General features: G+C 72.8%; 20 protein-coding genes. 10 read left to right on the forward strand and 10 right to left on the reverse strand.

Annotated elements, in window-relative coordinates; genetic code table 11:
* Window positions 1-53: 53 nt before the first annotated feature.
* The 8 genes from def to ACFYPJ_RS10545 all read right to left on the reverse strand — a co-directional run bounded on the left by def (window position 54) and on the right by ACFYPJ_RS10545 (window position 7,609).
* A complete protein-coding gene (gene def / locus ACFYPJ_RS10510; RefSeq protein WP_389013515.1) occupies window positions 54-704 on the reverse strand; it encodes a peptide deformylase in 651 nt (216 codons plus the stop codon).
* Window positions 705-870: 166 nt separating this feature from the next.
* Window positions 871-1,872: a tetratricopeptide repeat protein gene (locus ACFYPJ_RS10515; RefSeq protein ID WP_389014019.1), complete on the reverse strand. Its 1,002-nt coding sequence runs from the start codon at window positions 1,870-1,872 to the stop codon at window positions 871-873.
* 100 nt (window positions 1,873-1,972) lie between these two features.
* The gene (locus tag ACFYPJ_RS10520) at window positions 1,973-3,367 is read right to left on the reverse strand and encodes an HD-GYP domain-containing protein (protein ID WP_389013518.1); all 1,395 of its coding nucleotides are present in this window, start codon (window positions 3,365-3,367) and stop codon (window positions 1,973-1,975) included.
* On the reverse strand, window positions 3,364-4,701 hold the full coding sequence (locus tag ACFYPJ_RS10525) for an HD-GYP domain-containing protein (RefSeq protein WP_389013520.1): 1,338 nt from the start codon (window positions 4,699-4,701) through the stop codon (window positions 3,364-3,366). The genes ACFYPJ_RS10520 and ACFYPJ_RS10525 overlap by 4 nt, the downstream gene beginning before the upstream one ends.
* A gap of 203 nt (window positions 4,702-4,904) precedes the next feature.
* Window positions 4,905-5,207: a mycothiol system anti-sigma-R factor gene (gene rsrA / locus ACFYPJ_RS10530; protein WP_389013523.1), complete on the reverse strand. Its 303-nt coding sequence runs from the start codon at window positions 5,205-5,207 to the stop codon at window positions 4,905-4,907.
* Window positions 5,204-5,887 carry an RNA polymerase sigma factor SigR gene (sigR, locus tag ACFYPJ_RS10535; protein ID WP_389013526.1) on the reverse strand — a complete coding sequence of 228 codons (684 nt, stop codon included), beginning with the start codon at window positions 5,885-5,887 and terminating at the stop codon, window positions 5,204-5,206. The genes rsrA and sigR overlap by 4 nt, the downstream gene beginning before the upstream one ends.
* Window positions 5,888-6,144: 257 nt before the next feature.
* Window positions 6,145-6,792: an alpha/beta family hydrolase gene (locus ACFYPJ_RS10540; protein ID WP_389013529.1), complete on the reverse strand. Its 648-nt coding sequence runs from the start codon at window positions 6,790-6,792 to the stop codon at window positions 6,145-6,147.
* Window position 6,793: 1 nt separating this feature from the next.
* A complete protein-coding gene (locus ACFYPJ_RS10545; protein WP_389013531.1) occupies window positions 6,794-7,609 on the reverse strand; it encodes an SOS response-associated peptidase in 816 nt (271 codons plus the stop codon).
* A gap of 486 nt (window positions 7,610-8,095) precedes the next feature.
* On the opposite strand from ACFYPJ_RS10545, the gene ACFYPJ_RS10550 reads away from it, so the two are divergent.
* The 4 genes from ACFYPJ_RS10550 (at window position 8,096) to ACFYPJ_RS10565 (ending at window position 11,735) form a co-directional block, all read left to right on the forward strand.
* Complete coding sequence (locus ACFYPJ_RS10550) at window positions 8,096-8,818, forward strand: M50 family metallopeptidase (protein WP_389013533.1); 723 nt, start codon at window positions 8,096-8,098, stop codon at window positions 8,816-8,818.
* Between the two features lie 171 nt (window positions 8,819-8,989).
* The gene (gene aroA, locus ACFYPJ_RS10555; protein ID WP_389013536.1) at window positions 8,990-10,306 is read left to right on the forward strand and encodes a 3-phosphoshikimate 1-carboxyvinyltransferase; all 1,317 of its coding nucleotides are present in this window, start codon (window positions 8,990-8,992) and stop codon (window positions 10,304-10,306) included.
* A gap of 16 nt (window positions 10,307-10,322) precedes the next feature.
* Window positions 10,323-11,333, forward strand: a complete 1,011-nt coding sequence (rsgA, locus tag ACFYPJ_RS10560) for a ribosome small subunit-dependent GTPase A (RefSeq protein WP_389013539.1) — start codon at window positions 10,323-10,325, stop codon at window positions 11,331-11,333.
* A gap of 78 nt (window positions 11,334-11,411) precedes the next feature.
* Window positions 11,412-11,735, forward strand: coding sequence for a DMT family transporter (locus ACFYPJ_RS10565; RefSeq protein ID WP_389013542.1), 324 nt, complete (start codon window positions 11,412-11,414; stop codon window positions 11,733-11,735).
* Window positions 11,736-11,756: 21 nt separating this feature from the next.
* On the opposite strand, the gene ACFYPJ_RS10570 is transcribed toward ACFYPJ_RS10565, so the two are convergent.
* On the reverse strand, window positions 11,757-12,362 hold the full coding sequence (locus ACFYPJ_RS10570) for a TetR/AcrR family transcriptional regulator (RefSeq protein ID WP_389013544.1): 606 nt from the start codon (window positions 12,360-12,362) through the stop codon (window positions 11,757-11,759).
* Between the two features lie 189 nt (window positions 12,363-12,551).
* On the opposite strand from ACFYPJ_RS10570, the gene hisN reads away from it, so the two are divergent.
* Window positions 12,552-13,352 (forward strand): histidinol-phosphatase, encoded by an 801-nt coding sequence (gene hisN, locus ACFYPJ_RS10575; protein WP_389013547.1) that lies wholly within the window; start codon window positions 12,552-12,554, stop codon window positions 13,350-13,352.
* A gap of 305 nt (window positions 13,353-13,657) precedes the next feature.
* Window positions 13,658-14,050: a cyclic nucleotide-binding/CBS domain-containing protein gene (locus ACFYPJ_RS10580; protein WP_389013550.1), complete on the forward strand. Its 393-nt coding sequence runs from the start codon at window positions 13,658-13,660 to the stop codon at window positions 14,048-14,050.
* A gap of 73 nt (window positions 14,051-14,123) precedes the next feature.
* Here ACFYPJ_RS10580 and ACFYPJ_RS10585 read toward each other — a convergent pair whose 3' ends face one another.
* Window positions 14,124-15,575, reverse strand: a complete 1,452-nt coding sequence (locus ACFYPJ_RS10585) for a catalase (RefSeq protein ID WP_389013552.1) — start codon at window positions 15,573-15,575, stop codon at window positions 14,124-14,126.
* Window positions 15,576-15,720: 145 nt separating this feature from the next.
* Here ACFYPJ_RS10585 and ACFYPJ_RS10590 point away from each other — a divergent pair, with 145 nt between their 5' ends.
* From ACFYPJ_RS10590 to ACFYPJ_RS10605, 4 genes are all read left to right on the forward strand, one after another.
* On the forward strand, window positions 15,721-16,137 hold the full coding sequence (locus tag ACFYPJ_RS10590) for a Fur family transcriptional regulator (RefSeq protein WP_389013555.1): 417 nt from the start codon (window positions 15,721-15,723) through the stop codon (window positions 16,135-16,137).
* Window positions 16,138-16,458: 321 nt separating this feature from the next.
* Entirely contained in the window at window positions 16,459-17,226 is a 768-nt protein-coding gene (locus ACFYPJ_RS10595) for an ABC transporter ATP-binding protein (protein ID WP_389013558.1), read from the forward strand.
* A complete protein-coding gene (locus tag ACFYPJ_RS10600; RefSeq protein WP_389013561.1) occupies window positions 17,223-18,083 on the forward strand; it encodes an ABC transporter permease in 861 nt (286 codons plus the stop codon). Before ACFYPJ_RS10595 ends, ACFYPJ_RS10600 begins: the two co-directional genes overlap by 4 nt.
* Window positions 18,080-19,228, forward strand: coding sequence for an ABC transporter substrate-binding protein (locus ACFYPJ_RS10605; protein ID WP_389013563.1), 1,149 nt, complete (start codon window positions 18,080-18,082; stop codon window positions 19,226-19,228). The genes ACFYPJ_RS10600 and ACFYPJ_RS10605 overlap by 4 nt, the downstream gene beginning before the upstream one ends.
* Window positions 19,229-19,264 lie beyond the last annotated feature (36 nt).

A 19,264-nucleotide genomic window follows, 5' to 3' on the forward strand; every position in this document is an offset into this window, starting at 1 on the left:
GCCAGGGTTCCCTGGCCGGGCGTCACAGTCGGCTGGTCGAGGCCCCGCGGGGCTCAGTCGTTGGCGACCACGGGGTAGCCCGGCTCACTCTCGGCCATCTGCCGCAGCGCGTCCTTGCGTTCACGCTTGGAGAGCCGGTCGATGTACAGGTAGCCGTACAGGTGGTCGGTCTCGTGCTGCAGACAGCGGGCGAAGTAGCCGGTGCCCCGCACCTTGATCGGGTTGCCCCGCTCGTCCTGCCCGGTCACCTCGGCATAGTCGGGGCGGGCCAGCGGCGCGTACGCGCTCGGCACGGACAGGCAGCCCTCGTTGCTGTCGTCCAGGTGGCGCCGGTCGGCGGGCAGGTCGACGAGGACCGGGTTGCAGACCACGCCGACGTGCCGCTCGCCCGTGTCGTCCCCGCAGTCGTAGACGAAGACCTTCAGGTCGACGCCGATCTGGTTGGCGGCCAGGCCCACGCCCTCGGCCGTGCGCTGGCTGGCGAACATGTCGGCGATCAGCTGCTGGAGTTCGTCGCCGAACTCGGTGACGTCCCTGCACTCCTTGTGCAACACCGGATTGCCGACGACCGTGATCGGCCGCGAGGTGCCGCGTTCCCGCCAGGCGACTTCGCGCTCCTCGGTGCCGTCGGTGTCGATGACGAAGCCCTCGTCGTCCACGGGGAGCACGCCCGCGTGCTGCTGATCGGTGTCCTGCTGCGCCATGACCGACGTATGCCTTCCTCAAAGAACGGGGGAAATGCTGCTGATACAGGGTACGTGCAAGCGCCCCTCGGTCGGCGCGGGACCGCATCGGTGTGCGACTCCTCCCCCAGCCCGTCCGGCGAACCGCCGGGAACCGCCAGGAGCCGCTGGAAACCACCACAAACCGCTAGCAGACCTCTTCGAGATCCCGCCAGTCCCGGGAGTCCGGGCTGTCCGCCACCCACCCGTCCAGCAGTCCCCGGACCAGTGAAGCCGGTGCGGCCACCCCGCACTCCCGCTCCGGTACCCACAGCTGGCCGTCCGTCCGGTGCCCGAGCGGCCCCGGATGTCCCGGCTCGCTGTGATCGTGCGGGTCGAGGTGCTCCCCGTCCCCCTCGTCGGACGGCATCCGCGACTCGGAGCACATCCGGCACAGCAGCCGCACCGACGACGACCAGTCCTCGGCGGCGAAGCCGGCGTCGGCGGCCAGCTGCTCCAGCGCGTCCCGGTCGGCCTCGGTGGCGGCCTCCAGCAGGACCACCCAGGTGGGCACCGGCGAGGGCGCCCACAGTTCGATCTCGTCGAAGACCGGATAGGCGTGCCCGGCGGCCGTGGTGCGCTCGCCGTGCGGCACCCCGTCGTGCAGGACGACCTCGCCCCAGCGGCGCCCCGACGAGGGAAGCGGGATGGACAGCACCTCCATCCGGGCCGGGTCGAGCCGCTTGCCCCACACCACCTCGGCCTCCCCCTCCGGGGACAGCCGTACGACCGCGCTGCCCAGCTCCATGCCGAGCGGTTCGCCCGAGGCGCCGCCCGCGGCCTTCGACCGGGCGGAGCCCCCGGGCACCAGCAGCCCGTACGCCTGCCAGGCGCGGTGGGCCAGCGGCCAGTCCTGAAGGGCGGTGGCGGCGATGCCGACGTTCCACCAGTCGGGCGCACCGGTCTCCCGGTCGAGCAGGGCCACGGCGCGCAGTCCGGCCGCACGGGCCTGCTCCCAGTCGTGCCGGAACTTGTGCAGCAGGGCGAGGTTGAACCAGGACTCGGACAGCCAGGGTTCCAGGTCGGCGGCGCGCGTCAGCAGCTCGCCCGCGTCCTCGTACCGGCCGTCACCGATGAGTGTGAACGCCCGGTCGGTGGCCTGCCGCCAGGAGGCGGAGGGCCGGTGCCGTCCCTTGCCGAAGATCCTCACGATTCCCGCCTGCCAGTTCCAGATCCGCTCAGTGGGCTGGCTTGTGCCCCCGGACACCCTCTCCCTCGCATCCAACCATGTACGGCGGGAGGGCCGCTCATTACCCATGGGTTACCCAGCGGCGGGCCGGGTCAGACAGCCCCGTCCGGCGTCCGCCCCCGCCCGGTCCTAGCCGCTCCCGTCCCGCGGCCCCGTCGCCCAGCACCCGCGCGAGCGATTCCACCACGTCCGGCGCGTAGTCCCCGGCGGTGCCCAGCCGCAGTTCCTCCAGCGCATCGAGCGGGGCGCCGGGACCGGCCTCCCGCGCCTTCTCCTCGTACGCGTTCACGGCCCGTATGATCCGCGCGGCCACCGGCTGCTCCCGGTACGGGTCGGCCTGCCGCTCCACGACCACGGCGACCTCGGCGTCCACCCCGGTCTGCCGTACGACGGCGCCGCCGAGCAGCGCTATCCGCCGTTGCTGTGCGGCGGGCAGCCCGGCGGTGGCCCCGGCCGGCACCGGGTCGACCAGGCTCAACTGCCCGATGTCGTGCATGAGCGCCGCGTACTCCAGCACGGTCAGCTCCGGCGAGGTCAGCCCGAGGTCCCGGCCGACGGCCCGGCTGAGCGCGGCGACCCGGTGGGCATGTCCGGCCGGGGTGTACCCGGCGGTCTCGGTGGCCCGGGCCAGGGAGGCGATGGTCTGCCGGTAGGTGGCCCGCACGGCGGCGTACCGGCGCAGCGAGAGCTGGGTGAGCAGGAGCGGCAGGCAGAACACGGGCAGCGCCCACAGGCCGACGGCGGCCACCGCGAGCGCCATCACCGCGCCCGTCGCGCACACCGCGGACCCGATCCCGGCCAGCCCGCGCAGTTCGTCCCGCAGCAGCGGGCCGAACGGCCACCGGGTGCGGGAGTGGGCCAGCGCGGCGGCCAGCACGGCGTCGCACAACGCGGTGAGCACGAGGAGGACGAGCAGCAGCACGGCGTGGGTGAAGCCGCCCCAGGCCCCGAACGCCCCGTCGCCGTGCAGGGGTTGGCAGCAGACGGCGGCGAAGCCGGTGGTGAGGACGCGGCGGGCCAGCAGATCGAGGGTGGCGGTCCGGCCGCACCAGATGTGCGGGACGCTGCCGAGCAGCGAGGCGGCGAGGACGACGGTGACGACCTGCGCGGCACGGACGGGGGTGCCCGCGCTCTGCGCCAGGCCGAACGCCTGGGACGCGGCCGGGTGCCCGGCCCCCTCGCCGAGCAGCGCGTACGACAGCGCGCCGGCCGCGCCGAGCGAGGCGGTCTCCCGGGCGTCGGCCCCGGTGACGGCGTCGGCCCCGGTGACGTGGACGGGGATGCCCGCCGCCCGGGCGGGTCCCGGACCCCGGGGGACGGTCAGCTCGCCGACGGCTATGAGCACGCCGAAGGCGAGGGCGGTCCCCCGCTGGTCGACGCCGGAGGCGAGGGTGACGGCGAAGGCGAGCGCGGCGAGCAGTGCGGCGGCGGCGTGGACCAGCCGGAGCGGGGTCACCGGTGGGCTCCGCGGGGGTCCGCGACGGGTTCGGCCGGTGGCACCGGGCAGCGCGGCTCGTCGGCGGTGACCGCGGGATGCCAGCCGTGCCGCCCCAGGGCCCGCGCCAGCGCGGCGACCATCCGCGGGTCGAACTGGGCGCCGGCACAGCGCTCCAGCTCCAGCAGGGCCGTCTGGACGGGCCGCGCCCGGCTGTAGGTGCGGGTGGAGGTCATCGCGTCGAAGGCGTCGGCGACGGCCACCACTCGCGCGCACTCGGGGATCTGGCCGCCCGCGAGGCCGTACGGGTAGCCGCTGCCGTCGAGCCGTTCGTGGTGGTGCAGGATCGCCGCCCGGGCCTCGCCGAGGAAGCAGATCCCGCGGACCATCTCGTGGCCGTACTCGGGATGCAGTTCGATCACGCGCCGCTCCTCGGGGGTCAGCGGCCCGTCCTTGCGCAGCAGTCGCGTCGGTACGCCCAGCTTGCCCACGTCATGCAGGATCCCGGCGAACCGCAGCATCTCGACGCGGTCGTCGTCCAGGCCCAGTTCCCGGGCGATCAGCACGGACGCCTGCCCGACCCGCTCGCTGTGGCCGCGCGTGTAGCCGTCCTTGATGTCGACGGCCTGCACGAGCGCACGGATGGTCGCCTGATGGGCCGCCCGCTCCCGGTGGTACTGCGCGAAGACCCACCAGGACACGCCCATCGGCAGCAGCACGAGCAGCGCGGCGACGGGCCCGTGCGGGCCGCGCCACAGCACGGCCATCATCAGCCCGGCCAGCCCGTGCACGGCGATCGGCGCGAGCGAGCGGGGCAGCAGCGCGCGCCAGGCGCGGCGTGCAAGGCCCGTGCCGAGCTGTCCCCACGGGGCGGGCGGCACGCCGACGCCCAGGGCGCGCAGGCCGCCGTCGAGCACGCCGAGGACGAGGCAGAAGACCGGTACGGCGGCGGCGACGGGCACGAGCGCGTACGGGAAGTCGGAGTGCACGACGGCGTCCCCGCCGCCGAGCCACCAGTGCACGCGGGCCGTCGCCCACACGGCCAGCGAGGAGTGGGCGGCACGCCAGATCCGGCGCAGCGCGCGGGGCCGGTCGGCGGGCGAGAGCAGCGCGCCGGGCACCGGTACGAACGCGGCGGCGGGCGCGGGCAGCAGGAAGGCACCGGCGAGCAGGACGGGGTGGAAGGTGCCGCCGAACCGGCGCCGGACGATCCGCTCGCAGACCGCGTACAGCACCGCGAGCAGGGTGATCACCCACCAGGGCGAGCGGACGTGGGGCAGGCGCAGCATCCCGATCACGGCGAGGGCGGCGACACAGGCGACGTACACGCGTGCGCGCGCCGGAACCGCCTCCATGACGCCCTCCCGCCCGACCAGCCCGTCCTGGCTCCGGAGCCTAGGACGCGGCCCGGGGGGCCCGTGGGCCCATACCGGACGGATTAGCACGTTCGGGTGATGACCCCGAAGTCAGGAAGGGAACCGGCCGAGCCGGCCGAGGCAGCGTCCCGGCTCGCGCGCGAACGGCGGGCCCGGTCAGCGCGGGCCCGGGCCGAGCGGGGTCAGGACTCCTGCGGGGTCGCCGTGACCTCGTGCTCCGGCACGACCTGGCCGGAGCGGATCAGGTCGATCCGCCCCATCACCTTGGCGCGCAGGTCGATCGGTACGTCATCATGGCCGCAGCACCGCTTGACCAGCTTCTTCACCGCCTGCTCCAGGCCGTACTTCTCCAGGCACGGCGAGCACTCCTCGAAGTGCTGCTGGAACTTGTCGAGGTCGGCTGCAGGCATCTCGCTGTCGAGGATCTCGTAGAGGTGGTCGAGTACCTCACTGCAGTCCGTGTCGTGCGGCTCTCCGCAGCTCATGAGCCCGAGCCTTTCGCGTCGTTCGACTCTGCGGCACCCGCCGGGACCAGTCCGCGATCGCGGGCGTAGTCCTCCAGCATGCCGCGCAGTTGCCGGCGGCCCCGGTGCAGCCGGGACATCACCGTGCCGATGGGTGTCCCCATGATGTCCGCGATCTCCTTGTAGGCAAAGCCCTCTACGTCAGCGAGGTAGACGGCGATGCGGAATTCCTCGGGGATCGCCTGCAGCGCTTCCTTGACGTCGGAGTCGGGCAGGTGGTCCAGCGCCTGCGACTCGGCGGAGCGCAGACCGGTCGACATGTGCGACTCGGCGCGCGCCAGCTGCCAGTCCTCGATCTCCTCGGCCGCGCTGCGCTGCGGCTCGCGCTGCTTCTTGCGGTACGAGTTGATGAACGTGTTCGTGAGAATCCGGTACAGCCACGCCTTGAGGTTGGTGCCCTCACGGAACTGGTGGAAGGACGCGTATGCCTTGGCGTACGTCTCCTGCACCAGGTCCTCGGCGTCGGCCGGGTTGCGCGTCATGCGCAGCGCGGCCGAGTACATCTGGTCGAGGAATTCCAGCGCGTCCCGCTCGAAGCGCGCGTTGCGCTGCGCGCTGGACTCCGCGCCGATGCCCTGGCCCTCGGGCAGCTCCGCCTGGCCGTTGCCGGTCCCTGCGTCGGTCCCAGTGACCGCACCCACCTCCTCAAGATCCCGGGTGGGGCCGTGACCGGACCCACTCGAATCGGAGGATAGAACACGACCCGTGCCTGCCGCCCCTCGAATCGGTGCCGTCTTGGCCGCGTGCAGCACCGTCCAGTCCAGGTCAGTGCGGCTGCTGTGGCTCGGGCAGATGGTCGAACCCATGCGGCGGACTTCCTCTCCCACGGTGTCGGTGCCGGCAAACCTCAGCACTCTGACCGCCACAACAGCGCGCCCACGCCCGGCATTCCCGCGCGTCACCCGAGTGACGCGGTCCACTCGGCGACCGCCTCGGTGACGATCTCCAGGGCCCGTTCCTGACCGGTTCCGGCGCGCTTGGGCACGGTGAAGCCGTGGTCGGCGTGGGGCACCTCGACGAGCCGGTACGCGCCCTCGGGGAACTCGGCCGGCCTGCCGAACGGATCGTTGCCGCCCTGGACCACCAGCGTGGGCACCCCCGCCCCCAGCAGTTCCGCGGCCCGGGACTTCTCGGGCCGGCCCGGCGGGTGCAGCGGGAAGCTCAGCGCGAGGACCGCGTGGGCGCCCAGTTCGCCGGCCGTGCGGCAGGCGACCCGGGCCCCGGCGCTGCGCCCGCCGGAGATCACCGGCAGTCCCGGTGCGGTGAGCGCGGGCCAGATCCCGCGCCAGCCGGTGTCGAGGGTCTTCGGCGCCGGGGCGACCTTGCGGCCCGCCACCCGCCAGGGCTGCTCGACGAGGGCCACGCAGACGCCCCGGTCGGGCAGCGCCGCCGCGAGCGCCCGCAGGTCCCGGGCCTCGATGCCGCCGCCGGCCCCGTGGCCCAGGGCCAGCACCAGCCGGGCCCGCGGGGTCCGGTGCCAGGTGACGCGGGCGTCCCCCGCGTCGGTGGCGATGGTCTCTGTGCTCCCGGTGATCTCTGTCGTCACATCAGAAGAGTGTGCCCTCTTCCGGGCCCGCCAGCTCCGTCAGCAGCTCCGGGCCGTTGTTGCGGACGCTGCTGACGGCCGTGGAGACCGGATAGGCGCGCATCAGGCCGTGCGGCGGCGGCTCCAGGAGGGAACACAGGTCCCCGACGTCCGTGCGGGACGGGTCGAGCCAGTCGTCCCAGCGGTCCGGGGTGAGCATCAGCGGCATCCGGGGGTGGATCTCGGCGAGGCTGTGCGGCCCGTCGGCCGGGGCCACGGCCAGCGGGGTGGTCTCCGCCTCCGTGGTGATCACCGAGCAGGTCGCCCACCAGGCCCGCGGATGGTCGTCGGGCAGGGTCCGGTCCCGCCAGAACTCGTACAGGCCGGCCATCGCGAAGACCGATCCGTCCGCGGGCAGCACGAAGTACGGCTGCTTGCGCGGGCGCTTCTTCTTCCCTTCGACCTCCAGGTCCCGCTCCTGCTGGCCGGTCACCCACTCGTAGTAGCCGTCGGCGGGCAGGATGCAGCGCCGGGTGGCGAAGGCACGGCGGTACGACGGCTTCTCGTGCACGGTCTCCGCGCGCGCGTTGATCATCCGGGCCGCGCCCTCGGGCGACTTGGACCAGGACGGCACCAGACCCCACCTGAGCCGGCGCAACTGGCGGACGGGACGCGGATCGCCGGCGTCCTTCAACGGACGGTCGAGCACGGCGTACACCTCTTTGGTGGGAGCCACGTTGTAGTCGGCCGCGATGGTCTCCTCGGGCTCGAACCTCTCGACTCCGAAGACTCCTGCGAGATCCCCGGGCCCACGACTGGCCGAGTACCGTCCGCACATCTGTATTCGCCCCTCCGGCCTGCGAAAACCCTGTTCCTGTGTCCGAGCCGTCCGGACACCTTCCAGGGTGGCAGACCGGTGGAGGTCGCGGGGCGGGCGGGCACGCGCGAGCAGCAGGGGGCCGGCACGGGGCGGGGCGGGGCGGGGCCGCCGGGGTGATCACAGGTGTCTCCCGGCCGGCGCACAGGGACCGCAGGGAGCCGGGAGCCGCGGACCACACCGCGGCTCCACGGCTGTGACCTGCACGTCTTCCATCCGGAACGATCGCTGCCGCAGCGGCGTCTCACCTACTGTCCGCACGCACGTGCCACACTGCCAGGCCGGCCGCCGCGGGCGGCGGAGCCACCGGCCCCGATCGCCGGGACCCGGCCGGCCAAACACCCGGTACGACCCGCTGGACCCGCACCAGCCGCAAGACCCGTTCGACCCGCCAGACCGTTCGACTGCCAGCCCCGTTCGACCAGCCAGAGGGAGCGACCGCCACACATGGACAGCACCGCATCGACCGCGCTGCCCGACCTCTGGGACCGGCTCTGGGGCACCCAGCCCGACCCGGCCCTGTGGATGGTGCTGGCCACCCTGGCCGCGGCGCTCGCCGTGGTCGTACCGCACGGGCTCTGGCGCGTCTCGCGCAACGCCGTCACCATCGCGCACGAGGGCGGTCACGGCCTGGTGGCGCTGCTCACCGGCCGGCAGCTCACCGGCATACGCCTGCACTCGGACACCAGCGGCCTCACCGTCAGCCGGGGCAAGCCGCACGGCATCGGCATGATCCTCACCGCGGCCGCCGGATACACCGCGCCCCCGCTGCTCGGCCTGGGCGGGGCGGCACTGCTGGCCGCCGGACACATCACCCTGCTGCTCTGGCTGGCCACCGCGCTGCTCGTCGCCATGCTGGTGATGATCCGCAACGCGTACGGAGTGCTGACGGTGGTTCTCAGCGGCGGCACCTTCCTGCTGGTGTCCTGGCTGGCCGGACCGCAGGTGCAGGCGGCGTTCGGGTACGCGGTGGTCTGGTTCCTGCTGCTGGGCGGGGTGCGCCCGGCCTTCGAACTCCAGGCCAAGCGGGCGCGGGGCGCGGCGGGAGACTCGGACGCCGACCAGCTGTCCCGCCTGACCCACGTCCCGGCGGGCCTGTGGCTGTTCCTGTTCCACGCGGTGTCGCTGTGCTCGCTGATCGGCGGGGGCCGCTGGCTGCTCGGGATGTGACCCGCCCCGGCGGCCGGACCCGCCCCGGACCGCTCCGGGACGGCCCGGAACGCACCGATGTCCGGCCTGGCCGCGAGGCGGATTCCCCCCGGCTGGACGGAGCCGGGAAGGGGCCGACGACCTGCCCCACGGCACCGCACCCGGACACCACCCGCCCACTAAAGTGGGGCCATGGCCCCGAACGAAGCACTCACCGCCCTCTGGCCCGCCCCGCACGCGAGCGGAGCCGTCGACGCGACGGTCCACGTGCCGGGGTCCAAGTCCGTCACCAACCGTGCCCTCGTCCTCGCCGCGCTCGCCTCCGAGCCGGGCTGGCTGCGCCGCCCGCTGCGCTCCCGCGACACGCTGCTGATGGCGGGCGCCCTGCGGGCCATGGGTGTCGGCATCGAGGAGGGGGTCGGCCCGGACGGCTCCGGCGAGGCGTGGCGGGTGCTGCCCGCGGGCCTGAGCGGCCCGGCCACGGTCGACGTCGGCAACGCGGGCACCGTGATGCGCTTCCTGCCGCCGGTCGCCGCGCTGGCCGACGGCCCCATCCGCTTCGACGGCGACCCACGGTCGTACGAGCGCCCCCTGAACGGGGTGATCGACGCCCTGCGCGTCCTCGGCGCCCGGATCGACGACGACGGCCGCGGCGCGCTGCCGCTGACCGTGCACGGCGGCGGCGCCCTGGAGGGCGGCCCGGTGTCGGTCGACGCCTCCTCGTCGTCCCAGTTCGTGTCGGCGCTGCTGCTCTCCGGACCCCGGTTCAACCAGGGGGTGGAGGTCCGCCACACCGGTGCCTCGCTGCCCTCGGTGCCGCACATCCGGATGACCGTCGACATGCTGCGCGGGGTCGGCGCCCAGGTGGACACCCCGGAGTCGGGCGGTGAGCCGAACGTCTGGCGGGTCACCGCGGGCGCGTTGCTGGGCCGCGACCTGACCGTCGAGCCGGACCTGTCGAACGCCCAGCCGTTCCTGGCCGCGGCCCTGGTCACCGGCGGCAAGGTGCTGGTCCCGGACTGGCCGGCCCGCACGACCCAGCCGGGCGACCGGCTGCGCGAGATCTTCACCGAGATGGGCGGCTCCTGCACGCTGACCGAGTACGGCCTGGAGTTCACCGGCTCCGGCGCGATCCACGGCATCGATGTGGACCTGGGCGACGTGGGCGAGCTGACCCCGGGCATCGCGGCGGTCGCCGCGCTCGCGGACTCCCCCTCGACCCTGCGCGGCGTGGCCCATCTGCGGCTGCACGAGACGGACCGGCTGGCCGCGCTCACCAAGGAGATCAACGAGCTGGGCGGTGACGTGACGGAGACCGCCGACGGCCTGCACATCCGGCCGCGCCCGCTGCACGGCGGCGTCTTCCACACCTACGAGGACCACCGCATGGCGACGGCCGGCGCGGTCATCGGCCTCGCGGTGCCGGGCGTGCGGATCGAGAACGTGGCGACGACGGCCAAGACCCTGCCCGACTTCCCCGATCTGTGGGCCGGGATGCTCGGGAACTGACGGGCAGGCCAAGATCATGCGCCGCTATGGCAAGCACACCGACGAGGACGACATCCGTACCCGCCCGAACCGCAAGGGCAACCGGCCGCGCACCAACATCCGGCCCAAGCACGAGGACGCCGCCGAGGGCATGGTCCTCACCGTCGACCGCGGGCGGCTGACCTGTCTCGTCGAGGACCGTACGGTCCTCGCGATGAAGGCCCGCGAGCTGGGCCGCAAGGCGGCCGTCGTGGGTGACCGGGTGGCGCTGGTCGGTGATCTGTCCGGCAGGAAGGACACCCTCGCGCGGATCGTCCGCATCGCGGAGCGCACCTCGGTGCTGCGCCGGACCGCGGACGACGACGACCCCTACGAGCGCGTGGTCGTCGCCAATGCCGACCAGCTCGCCGTCGTCACCGCCCTCGCCGACCCCGAACCCCGCCCCCGGCTGATCGACCGCTGTCTGGTCGCGGCCTACGACGGCGGTCTCGACCCGCTGCTGGTGCTGACCAAGTCGGACCTGGCCTCACCCGACAAACTCCTGGAGCTGTACGGCGACCTGGACATCCCGTACGTCGTCACCAGCCGCCAGGAGCTGGCCGACGGCGTCGCGGTGGAGCGGGTGCGGGAGCAACTGGCCGGCAAGGTCACCGCGTTCGTGGGCCACTCCGGGGTCGGCAAGACGACGCTGGTCAACGCGCTGGTCCCGGAGGAGCTGCGGCGTACGACCGGGCACGTCAACGCGGTGACCGGCCGGGGCCGGCACACCACCACGTCGGCGCTCGCCCTGCCGCTGGGCAACGGCGACGGCTGGGTCGTCGACACCCCGGGCGTGCGCTCCTTCGGCCTCGCCCACGTCGACCCGTCCCGGGTGATCCACGCCTTCCCCGACCTGGAGCCCGGCACCGCGGGCTGCCCGCGGGCCTGCAGCCACGACGAACCGGACTGTGCGCTGGACGCATGGGTGGCCGAGGGACACGCGGACCCGGCCCGCCTGTACTCTTTGCGCCGGTTGCTCGCCACGCGGGAACGCAGGGACGGCGACTGACCTCGGCAGTGTTTGCGGGGGTGCAGCTGTGGCAAGTGCATAATCGCACCGAGCCGGACATACGGGAGAGGACAGCACATGGCCTGGCTGCTGGTCGTCGTCGCCGGAATTCTCGAAACCGGCTTCGCGGTCTGCCTGAAGCTGTCGCACGGTTTCACCCGGCTGTGGCCGACCATCGCGTTCGCCTGCTTCGCCCTCGGCAGCTTCGGTCTGCTCACCCTCTCCCTGAAGAAGCTGGACGTCGGTCCGGCCTACGCCGTGTGGACCGGCATCGGCGCCGCGGGCACCGCGATCTATGGCATGGTCTTCCTGGGCGACCTGGTGTCGACGCTGAAGATCGTCTCGATCAGCCTGGTGATCATCGGCGTGATGGGGCTCCAGCTGTCGGGCTCCTCCCACTGAGCATCCGGCCGGATCCGCCGGTCACACGGGCTGGCGGTGCAGTGCGTCCCGCACCAGGTCGGCGATCCTGCCCTCCGCGGGCGGCGCGGCCACACAGGACAGCGCGAGCCGAACCACCAGTTCGCAGGACCGGAGCAGCTCGGTGCTGCCCGGCCGGACGGCACCGGACCCGGTGAGGGACGCCAGCGCCCGGTCCCGTACGATCCGCACGAAGTCGCCGGGCGACGGCAGCGGCCCGTCCGCGCGGCGCTGGGCCGGCGCGGCCGAGGAGGACGGCACCGCGGCGAGTGTCGGCGCGGGCAGCCGCTCGCTCCAGCAGCCGGTCAGCATGGCGCGCACGATCGGGTTGTCGCGGGCGACGGCGGCGGTCCACTCCACGGTGGCGGTGAGCCGGTCGCGCGGTTCGACGCCGTCGGCCAGGGCCCGTTCGACGCCCGCGAGATAGCCGTCGGCCTCCCGCCGCACGAGCGCCCTGGCCAGCCCTTCCTTGCTGCCGAACTCGTTGTACAGGGTCTGCCGGGACACGCCGGCCGCCGCGGCCACGTCCACCATGCGCACGGCGGACCAGGGCCGCTGCGCGAGCGCGCGGAACGCGGCGTCCAGCAGGTTTTCCCGGGCAGCAGGCATCGTCGCCTCCTGGGGTGAACGGCTTGGCGAACAGATTTGACGGGTGCCCTCGCACTGTCAAGGGTTCGCGTACGGGACGCCCGCCCGGGCAGCGATTGTCCGCCACCCCGCCACCCCGCCGGCCGCGGCCCGGGACCGGGCGGCGGCCCCGGTAGCCGGGCCGCGACCGGGCCGGATACGGTTCAGCACATGCCCGACTACCTCGACGACCTCCGCCTCGCCCACGTCCTCGCGGACGCGGCCGACGCCGCGACCACGTCCCGCTTCAAGGCCCTCGACCTCAAGGTGGAGACCAAGCCGGACATGACCCCGGTCAGCGAGGCGGACAAGGCCGCCGAGGAGTTGATCCGCGGTCAGCTCCAGCGCGCCCGCCCCCGGGACGCGATCCTCGGCGAGGAGTACGGCATGCAGGGCACCGGCCCCCGCCGCTGGGTGATCGACCCGATCGACGGCACGAAGAACTACGTACGCGGAGTCCCGGTCTGGGCCACCCTCATCGCGCTGACGGAGGCGGGCGAGGGGGGCTACCAGCCCGTCGTCGGCCTGGTCTCCGCCCCCGCGCTGGGCCGCCGCTGGTGGGCCGCGAAGGGCCACGGCGCCTTCACCGGCCGCAGCCTGTCCTCCGCGCACCGCATCCACGCCTCCGGTGTCTCCGCGCTGTCGGACGCTTCCTTCGCGTACTCCTCGCTGTCCGGCTGGGAGGAGCAGGGCCGGCTGGGCGGCTTCCTCGACCTCACCCGCGAGGTGTGGCGCACGCGCGCGTACGGCGACTTCTGGCCGTACATGATGGTCGCCGAGGGGTCGGTGGACATCTGTGCCGAGCCCGAGCTGTCCCTGTGGGACATGGCCGCGACGTCGATCGTCGTGACGGAGGCCGGCGGCACGTTCACGGGCCTCGACGGCCGCCCGGGCCCGCACAGCGGCAACGCCGCCGCGTCCAACGGACTGCTCCACGACGAGTTGCTGGGGTATCTCAACCAGCGCTACTGAGAAACACGGGGTGCGCGCACACGCCCCCGACCTGTTGCACGCGCCCCCTTGTTGACTCGCGCTTTGCCTGCGAGTCTGAGAGTCCCCCCATTTGTGAATTTGTGAATCCGGGAAGCGGCACTCCGTCGGTCTGCCGATCCGTCGACCGCGTGAAAGCGGTCGGCTCCTTGGCCCGCCGACCCGCTGAGGCACCGAACCCTTCGGTCCGTCGCACCGGGCGGACCGGCGGACCCGTCGGTCCGGCCCCGTCGAACCGCCGGCCCGGATTCCACCGGAGGTTTCTCCCTAGGAGGTGGCTCCATCCCATGCTCGTTCGTGACGCCATGAGCACGGTGGTCCTCACCATCGGTCCCGCACACACCCTCCGCCAGGCCGCCGCCCTGATGTCCGCGCGCCGGGTGGGCGCCGCCATCGTCCTCGACCCGGACGCCGGCGGCATCGGCATCCTCACCGAGCGTGACATCCTCAATTCCGTGGGCCTCGGCCAGAACCCGGACACGGAACGCACGCACGCCCACACCACCAACGACGTCGTGTTCGCCACCCCGACCTGGACCCTGGACCAGGCGGCGCACGCGATGGCACACGGCGGCTTCCGCCATCTGATCGTCCTGGACCACGGCGAGCCCGCGGGCATCGTCTCGGTCCGCGACATCATCCGCTGCTGGGCTCCGGTACGGCAGCGGGTGCCGGTCTGAGACGGCCGACGGGCCGGAGCCCTCGCTTGAGAGGCTCCGGCCCGCGCCACGGCAAACGGTCCAGTGCCGGTGATCAGCCGCGCAGGGCCTGGACCGCGGCCTCCAGCCGCTTGCCGAAGTCGTCGTCGGCCCGGCGGAAGTTGCCGATCGCGCGCTCGGCGATGTCGTCCCTGGACACCTGGGCGACGGCGCCCGCGAGATTGTCGATCAGGCGTGCCTTCTCGTCCTCGGACATCAGCCGGTAGAGGTTGCCCGCCTGCACGAAGTCGTCGTCCTCGGCGTGCGCGGGCGCCTCGTGGGTGCCGGTGGGACCGGAGACCGCGGTGGCCGCCCACAGCGGTCGGTCGGTCTGGGCCGGACCGCCGAAGCTGTTCGGCTCGTAGTTCTTCGCGCCCTTGTGGCGGCCGTCGTAGAGGAAGCCGTCCCGGGAGTAGGTGCGCGCCTCGGCGGCGTGCGGGCGGTTCACCGGGAGGTGGTCGGCGTTGATGCCGACGCGGTAGCGGTGGGCGTCACCGTAGGCGAACAGGCGGCCCTGGAGCATCTTGTCCGGGGACGGGCCGATGCCGGGCACGAAGTGCGCCGGGCTGAAGATCGACTGCTCCACCTCGGCGAAGACGTTCTCCGGGTTGCGGTTCAGCTCCAGCTTGCCGATCTCGACCGGCGGGTAGTCCTCGTGCGGCCACACCTTGGTGAGGTCGAACGGGTTGAAACGGTACGTCGCTGCGTCGGCCGCCGGCATGATCTGCACCTGCACGGTCCAGCTCGGGAACTCCCCGCGCTCGATCGCCTCCCGCAGGTCCCGCTGGTGGGAGTCGGGGTCCTGGCCGGCCAGCACCGCCGCGTCCCCGGCGGCGAGGTTCTTGATGCCCTGGTCGGTCTTGAAGTGGTACTTGACCCAGAAGACCTCGCCGGCCTCGTTGTTCCACTGGTAGGTGTGCGAGCCGTAGCCGTTCATGTGGCGGTACGAGGCCGGGATGCCACGATCGCCGAACAGCCAGGTCACCTGGTGGGTGGTCTCCGGGCTCAGGCCCCAGAAGTCCCACACGTTGTCGGGCTCCTGGGAGCCGGTGTACGGGTCGCGCTTCTGGGTGTGGATGAAGTCGGCGAACTTGAGGGCGTCCTTGACGAAGAACACCGGGGTGTTGTTCCCGACGAGGTCGTAGTTGCCGTCCTCGGTGTAGAACTTCAGGGCGAAGCCGCGCGGATCACGGACGGCGTCCGCCGCACCCAGGTTGCCGGCCACCGTCGAGAAGCGCAGGAAGGTCTCCGTCTGCTTGCCGACCTCGGAGAGGAAGCCCGCGCGCGTGTAGCGCGTGACGTCGGCGGTGACCGTGAAGGTGCCGTACGCGCCGGCGCCGCGGGCGTGCACCACGCGCTCCGGGATGCGCTCCCGGTTGAAGTGGGCCAGCTTCTCCAACAGCAACTGGTCCTGGACGAGCACCGGGCCACCGACGCCCGCGGTCTCGCTGTTCTGGTTGTCGGCGACCGGAGCACCGGCCTCCGTCGTGAGCGGTCCCTGCGTCACGTGCGCCTCCTGCGTCACTCGCCACTGATCTTGGTTCCTGGCCAAAGCCGAAATCGATCCTACAATGGACACTGTCTAAGTCAAATCTGGATCCAAAATCACACCTGGTCGCAACCTGGTCACCCTGAATGGTAGAGTGGTCATCATGAGTGACCTTCTGGAACGGCTGCGTGGACGCGGATGGCGGATGACCGCGCAGCGTCGCGTCGTGGCCGAGGTCCTGGACGGTGAGCACGTCCACCTGACGGCCGACGAGGTCCACGCCCGAGCCGTCACCCGACTGCCCGAGATCTCCCGCGCGACCGTCTACAACACCCTCGGTGAGCTGGTCTCCATCGGCGAGGTGCTTGAGGTCGCCACCGACAAGCGGGCCAAGCGGTACGACCCGAACGCGCACCGGCCGCACCACCACCTGGTGTGCGCCCGCTGCGGCTCGATCCGCGACGTCCACCCGAACGGGAACCCGCTCGCCGACCTCCCCGACTCGGAGCGCTTCGGCTTCACGGTCTCGGACGTCGAGGTGACCTACCGCGGACTGTGCCCGGACTGCGCGAGCGCCTGAGCAGGCCGGGCGAAGCCCACTGCGGCTCGGCGTCGGCCTGACGTGACACCGGACCGTATCGGCATGCGGTCCCGCCGCGGCGGAACCCTGTTCGGGTGAGCCGAGCGGTTGCGGGAGCGACCGGCCACGACGACGCAGACGATCGCGGCCCATCGTGGCACCCCGGCGGAGCGCCCGACACCCACCCCACAGCCCCCGCGCGAGCCCCGGCATCGACGGATGCCGGGGCTTTGTACTGCGTACGGGCTTCCTGAAACTGACGACCCGTCATATGGTCAACGGCGCCCACCAGTCCGTACCGCACTCCGCGAGGAGACGCCCGTGGGAGAGCCGTATCCGAAACTCCGAGCCACCGATCTGACCCGTACCTTCGGCCGAACCCCCCACCCGGTCGACGCCCTCGGCCCCCTCGACCTCACGGTCGCCGCAGGCGAGTTCGTCTGCGTCGTCGGCCCCTCCGGCTGCGGCAAGTCCACGCTGCTGCGTGTCGCCGCGGGCCTGCTGCGGCCCAGCACGGGCACGCTGGAGATCCGCACGCAAAGCCCCCACCCGGTCGCCATGATCTTCCAGGACTACGGCATCTACGACTGGAAGACGGTGCAGGCCAACGTGCGCTTCGGCCTGGACGTCCAGCGCGTTCCGCGCCGCGAGGCGAACGCCCGGGCCGCCGACTGGCTGGCCCGGCTGGGCCTCGCCGACTTCGCCCACGCCTACCCGGCGACGCTCTCGGGCGGCATGCGCCAGCGCGTGGCCATCGCCCGCGCCCTGGCCGTGGAGCCCGAACTCCTGCTCATGGACGAGCCCTTCGCCGCCCTCGACGCCCAGTTGCGCACGATCCTCCAGGACGAACTGCTGGAGATCACCCAGGCGCTGCGCACGACCACCCTGTTCATCACCCACAGCCTGGAGGAGGCGATCGTCCTCGGCGACCGCGTCCTGGTGATGTCCGCGCGCCCCGGCCGGATCATCGCCGAGCACCGGCCGCCGTTCCCGCGCCCGCGCACCGGCGACATCCGCTCGGCGCCGGCGTTCACGGCCCTCAAGGGCGAGCTGTGGGACCTGCTGCGCAAGGAGGCGGTGCCGGCATGACGACCGTGCTGCCCGACCGGGAGGCGGTCCTCGTCCGCCGGCCCGGCGCCCGCGAACTGCAACCGGTCCGCGCCCACCGCAGGCGCCGCACCCTCGAACTGTCCCTGGCCGTGGCCGTGCCGCTGCTCCTCGTCCTGCTGTGGCAACTCGCCGCGAGCATTGCCTGGATCGACGACCGGGTCTATCCGGCGCCGTCCGCCATCCTCGCCGACGGCTGGGACCGGGCGGCGGCCGGCGACCTGTGGCCGGACGTCTGGGCGACCCTGCGCCGCGTCCTCGCGGGCTACGCCGTGGGTACCGCGTCCGGTTATGTCCTCGGCCTCCTCATGGGTTCGCTCCCGCTGGTCCGGGCGGCCCTCGAACCGCTCCTGGACGCCCTGTACGTCGTACCGAAGCTGGCCCTGCTCCCCGTCTTCCTGAACATGTTCGGCCTGGGCGAGGGACCCCAGGTGGCCCTGGTCGCGGCCACCGTCTTCTTCTTCGTCTGGATCTCCACCATGTCAGCGGTGATCGCCGTCCCGGCCGGCCACCGGGACGCCGGGCGGGTCTTCGGCGCCTCGCCGTGGCAGATGTTCCGGCACGTCCTGCTGCCCGCCTCCCTCCCGGCGGTCCTGGTCGGCGCCCGGATCGCGGCGGGCGTGGCGGTCCTGGTGATCGTCGCCTCGGAGCAGATCGCCGCGTCGGACGGCCTGGGCCATCTGATCTTCGACTCGCGCGCGCTGTTCCAGAACGACGTCATGTTCGTGGGGATCGTCTGTGTGGCCGTGCTCGGGGTGGTCTTCTCCGAACTGGTACGGATCGCGGGCCGGCTGCTCACCCCGTGGGCGCCGCGGGACCGGGGACGGGGGCAGTCATGAGGAACCGTCGCACGTCCTGGCAGGGGACGGCGCTCGCCGTGGTCGCGGCCCTGCTGGCGGCGGCCGGCTGCTCGGCGCACTCCGGGAACGCCCGGCCGCGGTCCGGCACGGAACACCGCACGATCCGTCCGGTGGCCGGCTGCGCAGCGGCGTCCTGGACGGACCCGGCGGACCGCTCCGCCGACCGCGCCCCGGCCCGCTGCGAACCGCGGGCCCCGGCCGCCCGGCCGGCGGCCCAGCGACGGAAGCTCACCATCGCCACCGGGACGCTGAGCGCGGAGTACGTCGCGCCGCTGCAAGTCGCCGTCGACAAGGGAGAGTTCAAGGCGGAGGGGCTGGACGTCACGCTCCGGGTGCTGCCCACGCCGGACGCGCTTCCGCTGCTGGCCAAGGGGGACGTCGACGCGCTCTGGGCAGCTCCGGAGGCGGCCGTCATGAACGGCATCCGGGGCGGCTTCGACATCAGGTGGGTCGCGGGCAACTTCTCGCCCGACCCGGCGTCCAGGAGCGGGCTGTGGGTGAAGCTGGCCAACGGCGAGAGCGCGGCGCGGGTCCGGATGGCCGACCGCACCATGGGCACCATGATCGGCAAGGGTTCGGTGATCGCGTACCCCATGCAACGCGCCCTGGCCCGGCACGGCGGCGGACTGGACGAGATCCGCTACCAGCAACTGGGCTCGGCGGACGTGCTCACCGCCCTGCAGAACGGAGGCGTGGACTCGGCGTGGCTCCTCGACCCGGTGTGGCGCCGGGTGGACGGCGAGCAGGGCTACGCCTTTCTGGGCGGCCAGCCCCTCGGGGAGCCACTGGGCGGCATGCTGTACGGTCCCGCGCTGCTCCAGGACGACGTGGACGCCGGAGTGGCCCTGCTGAGGGCCTACATCCGCACGGTGAACACCTATTTCGCCGGGGACTACAAGAAGGACGCCGCCTTCGTCGCCTATCTGGCGAAGCTCCTGAAGACGGATCCGGCGGTCCTGGAGTCGACGCCGTCCCTGCGCATGGACTGGGAGATCAGGTCCGGCACGGTCACCCGGCTCCAGTCCGCCTACCGGGCGCAGGGCGTCGCCGAGGGCAAGGACCTGCCGGAGTCGGAAACGGTGGACCGGGCGCTGTACGAGGAGGCGGTGGGGCACGTCCCCTGATCCGGCCGGACACATGCTGAGGGGCCGGAACCCAGT

The sequence above is a fragment of the Streptomyces sp. NPDC006012 genome, assembly GCF_042871185.1.
In the GTDB taxonomy this organism is placed as follows: Bacteria; Actinomycetota; Actinomycetes; order Streptomycetales; family Streptomycetaceae; genus Streptomyces.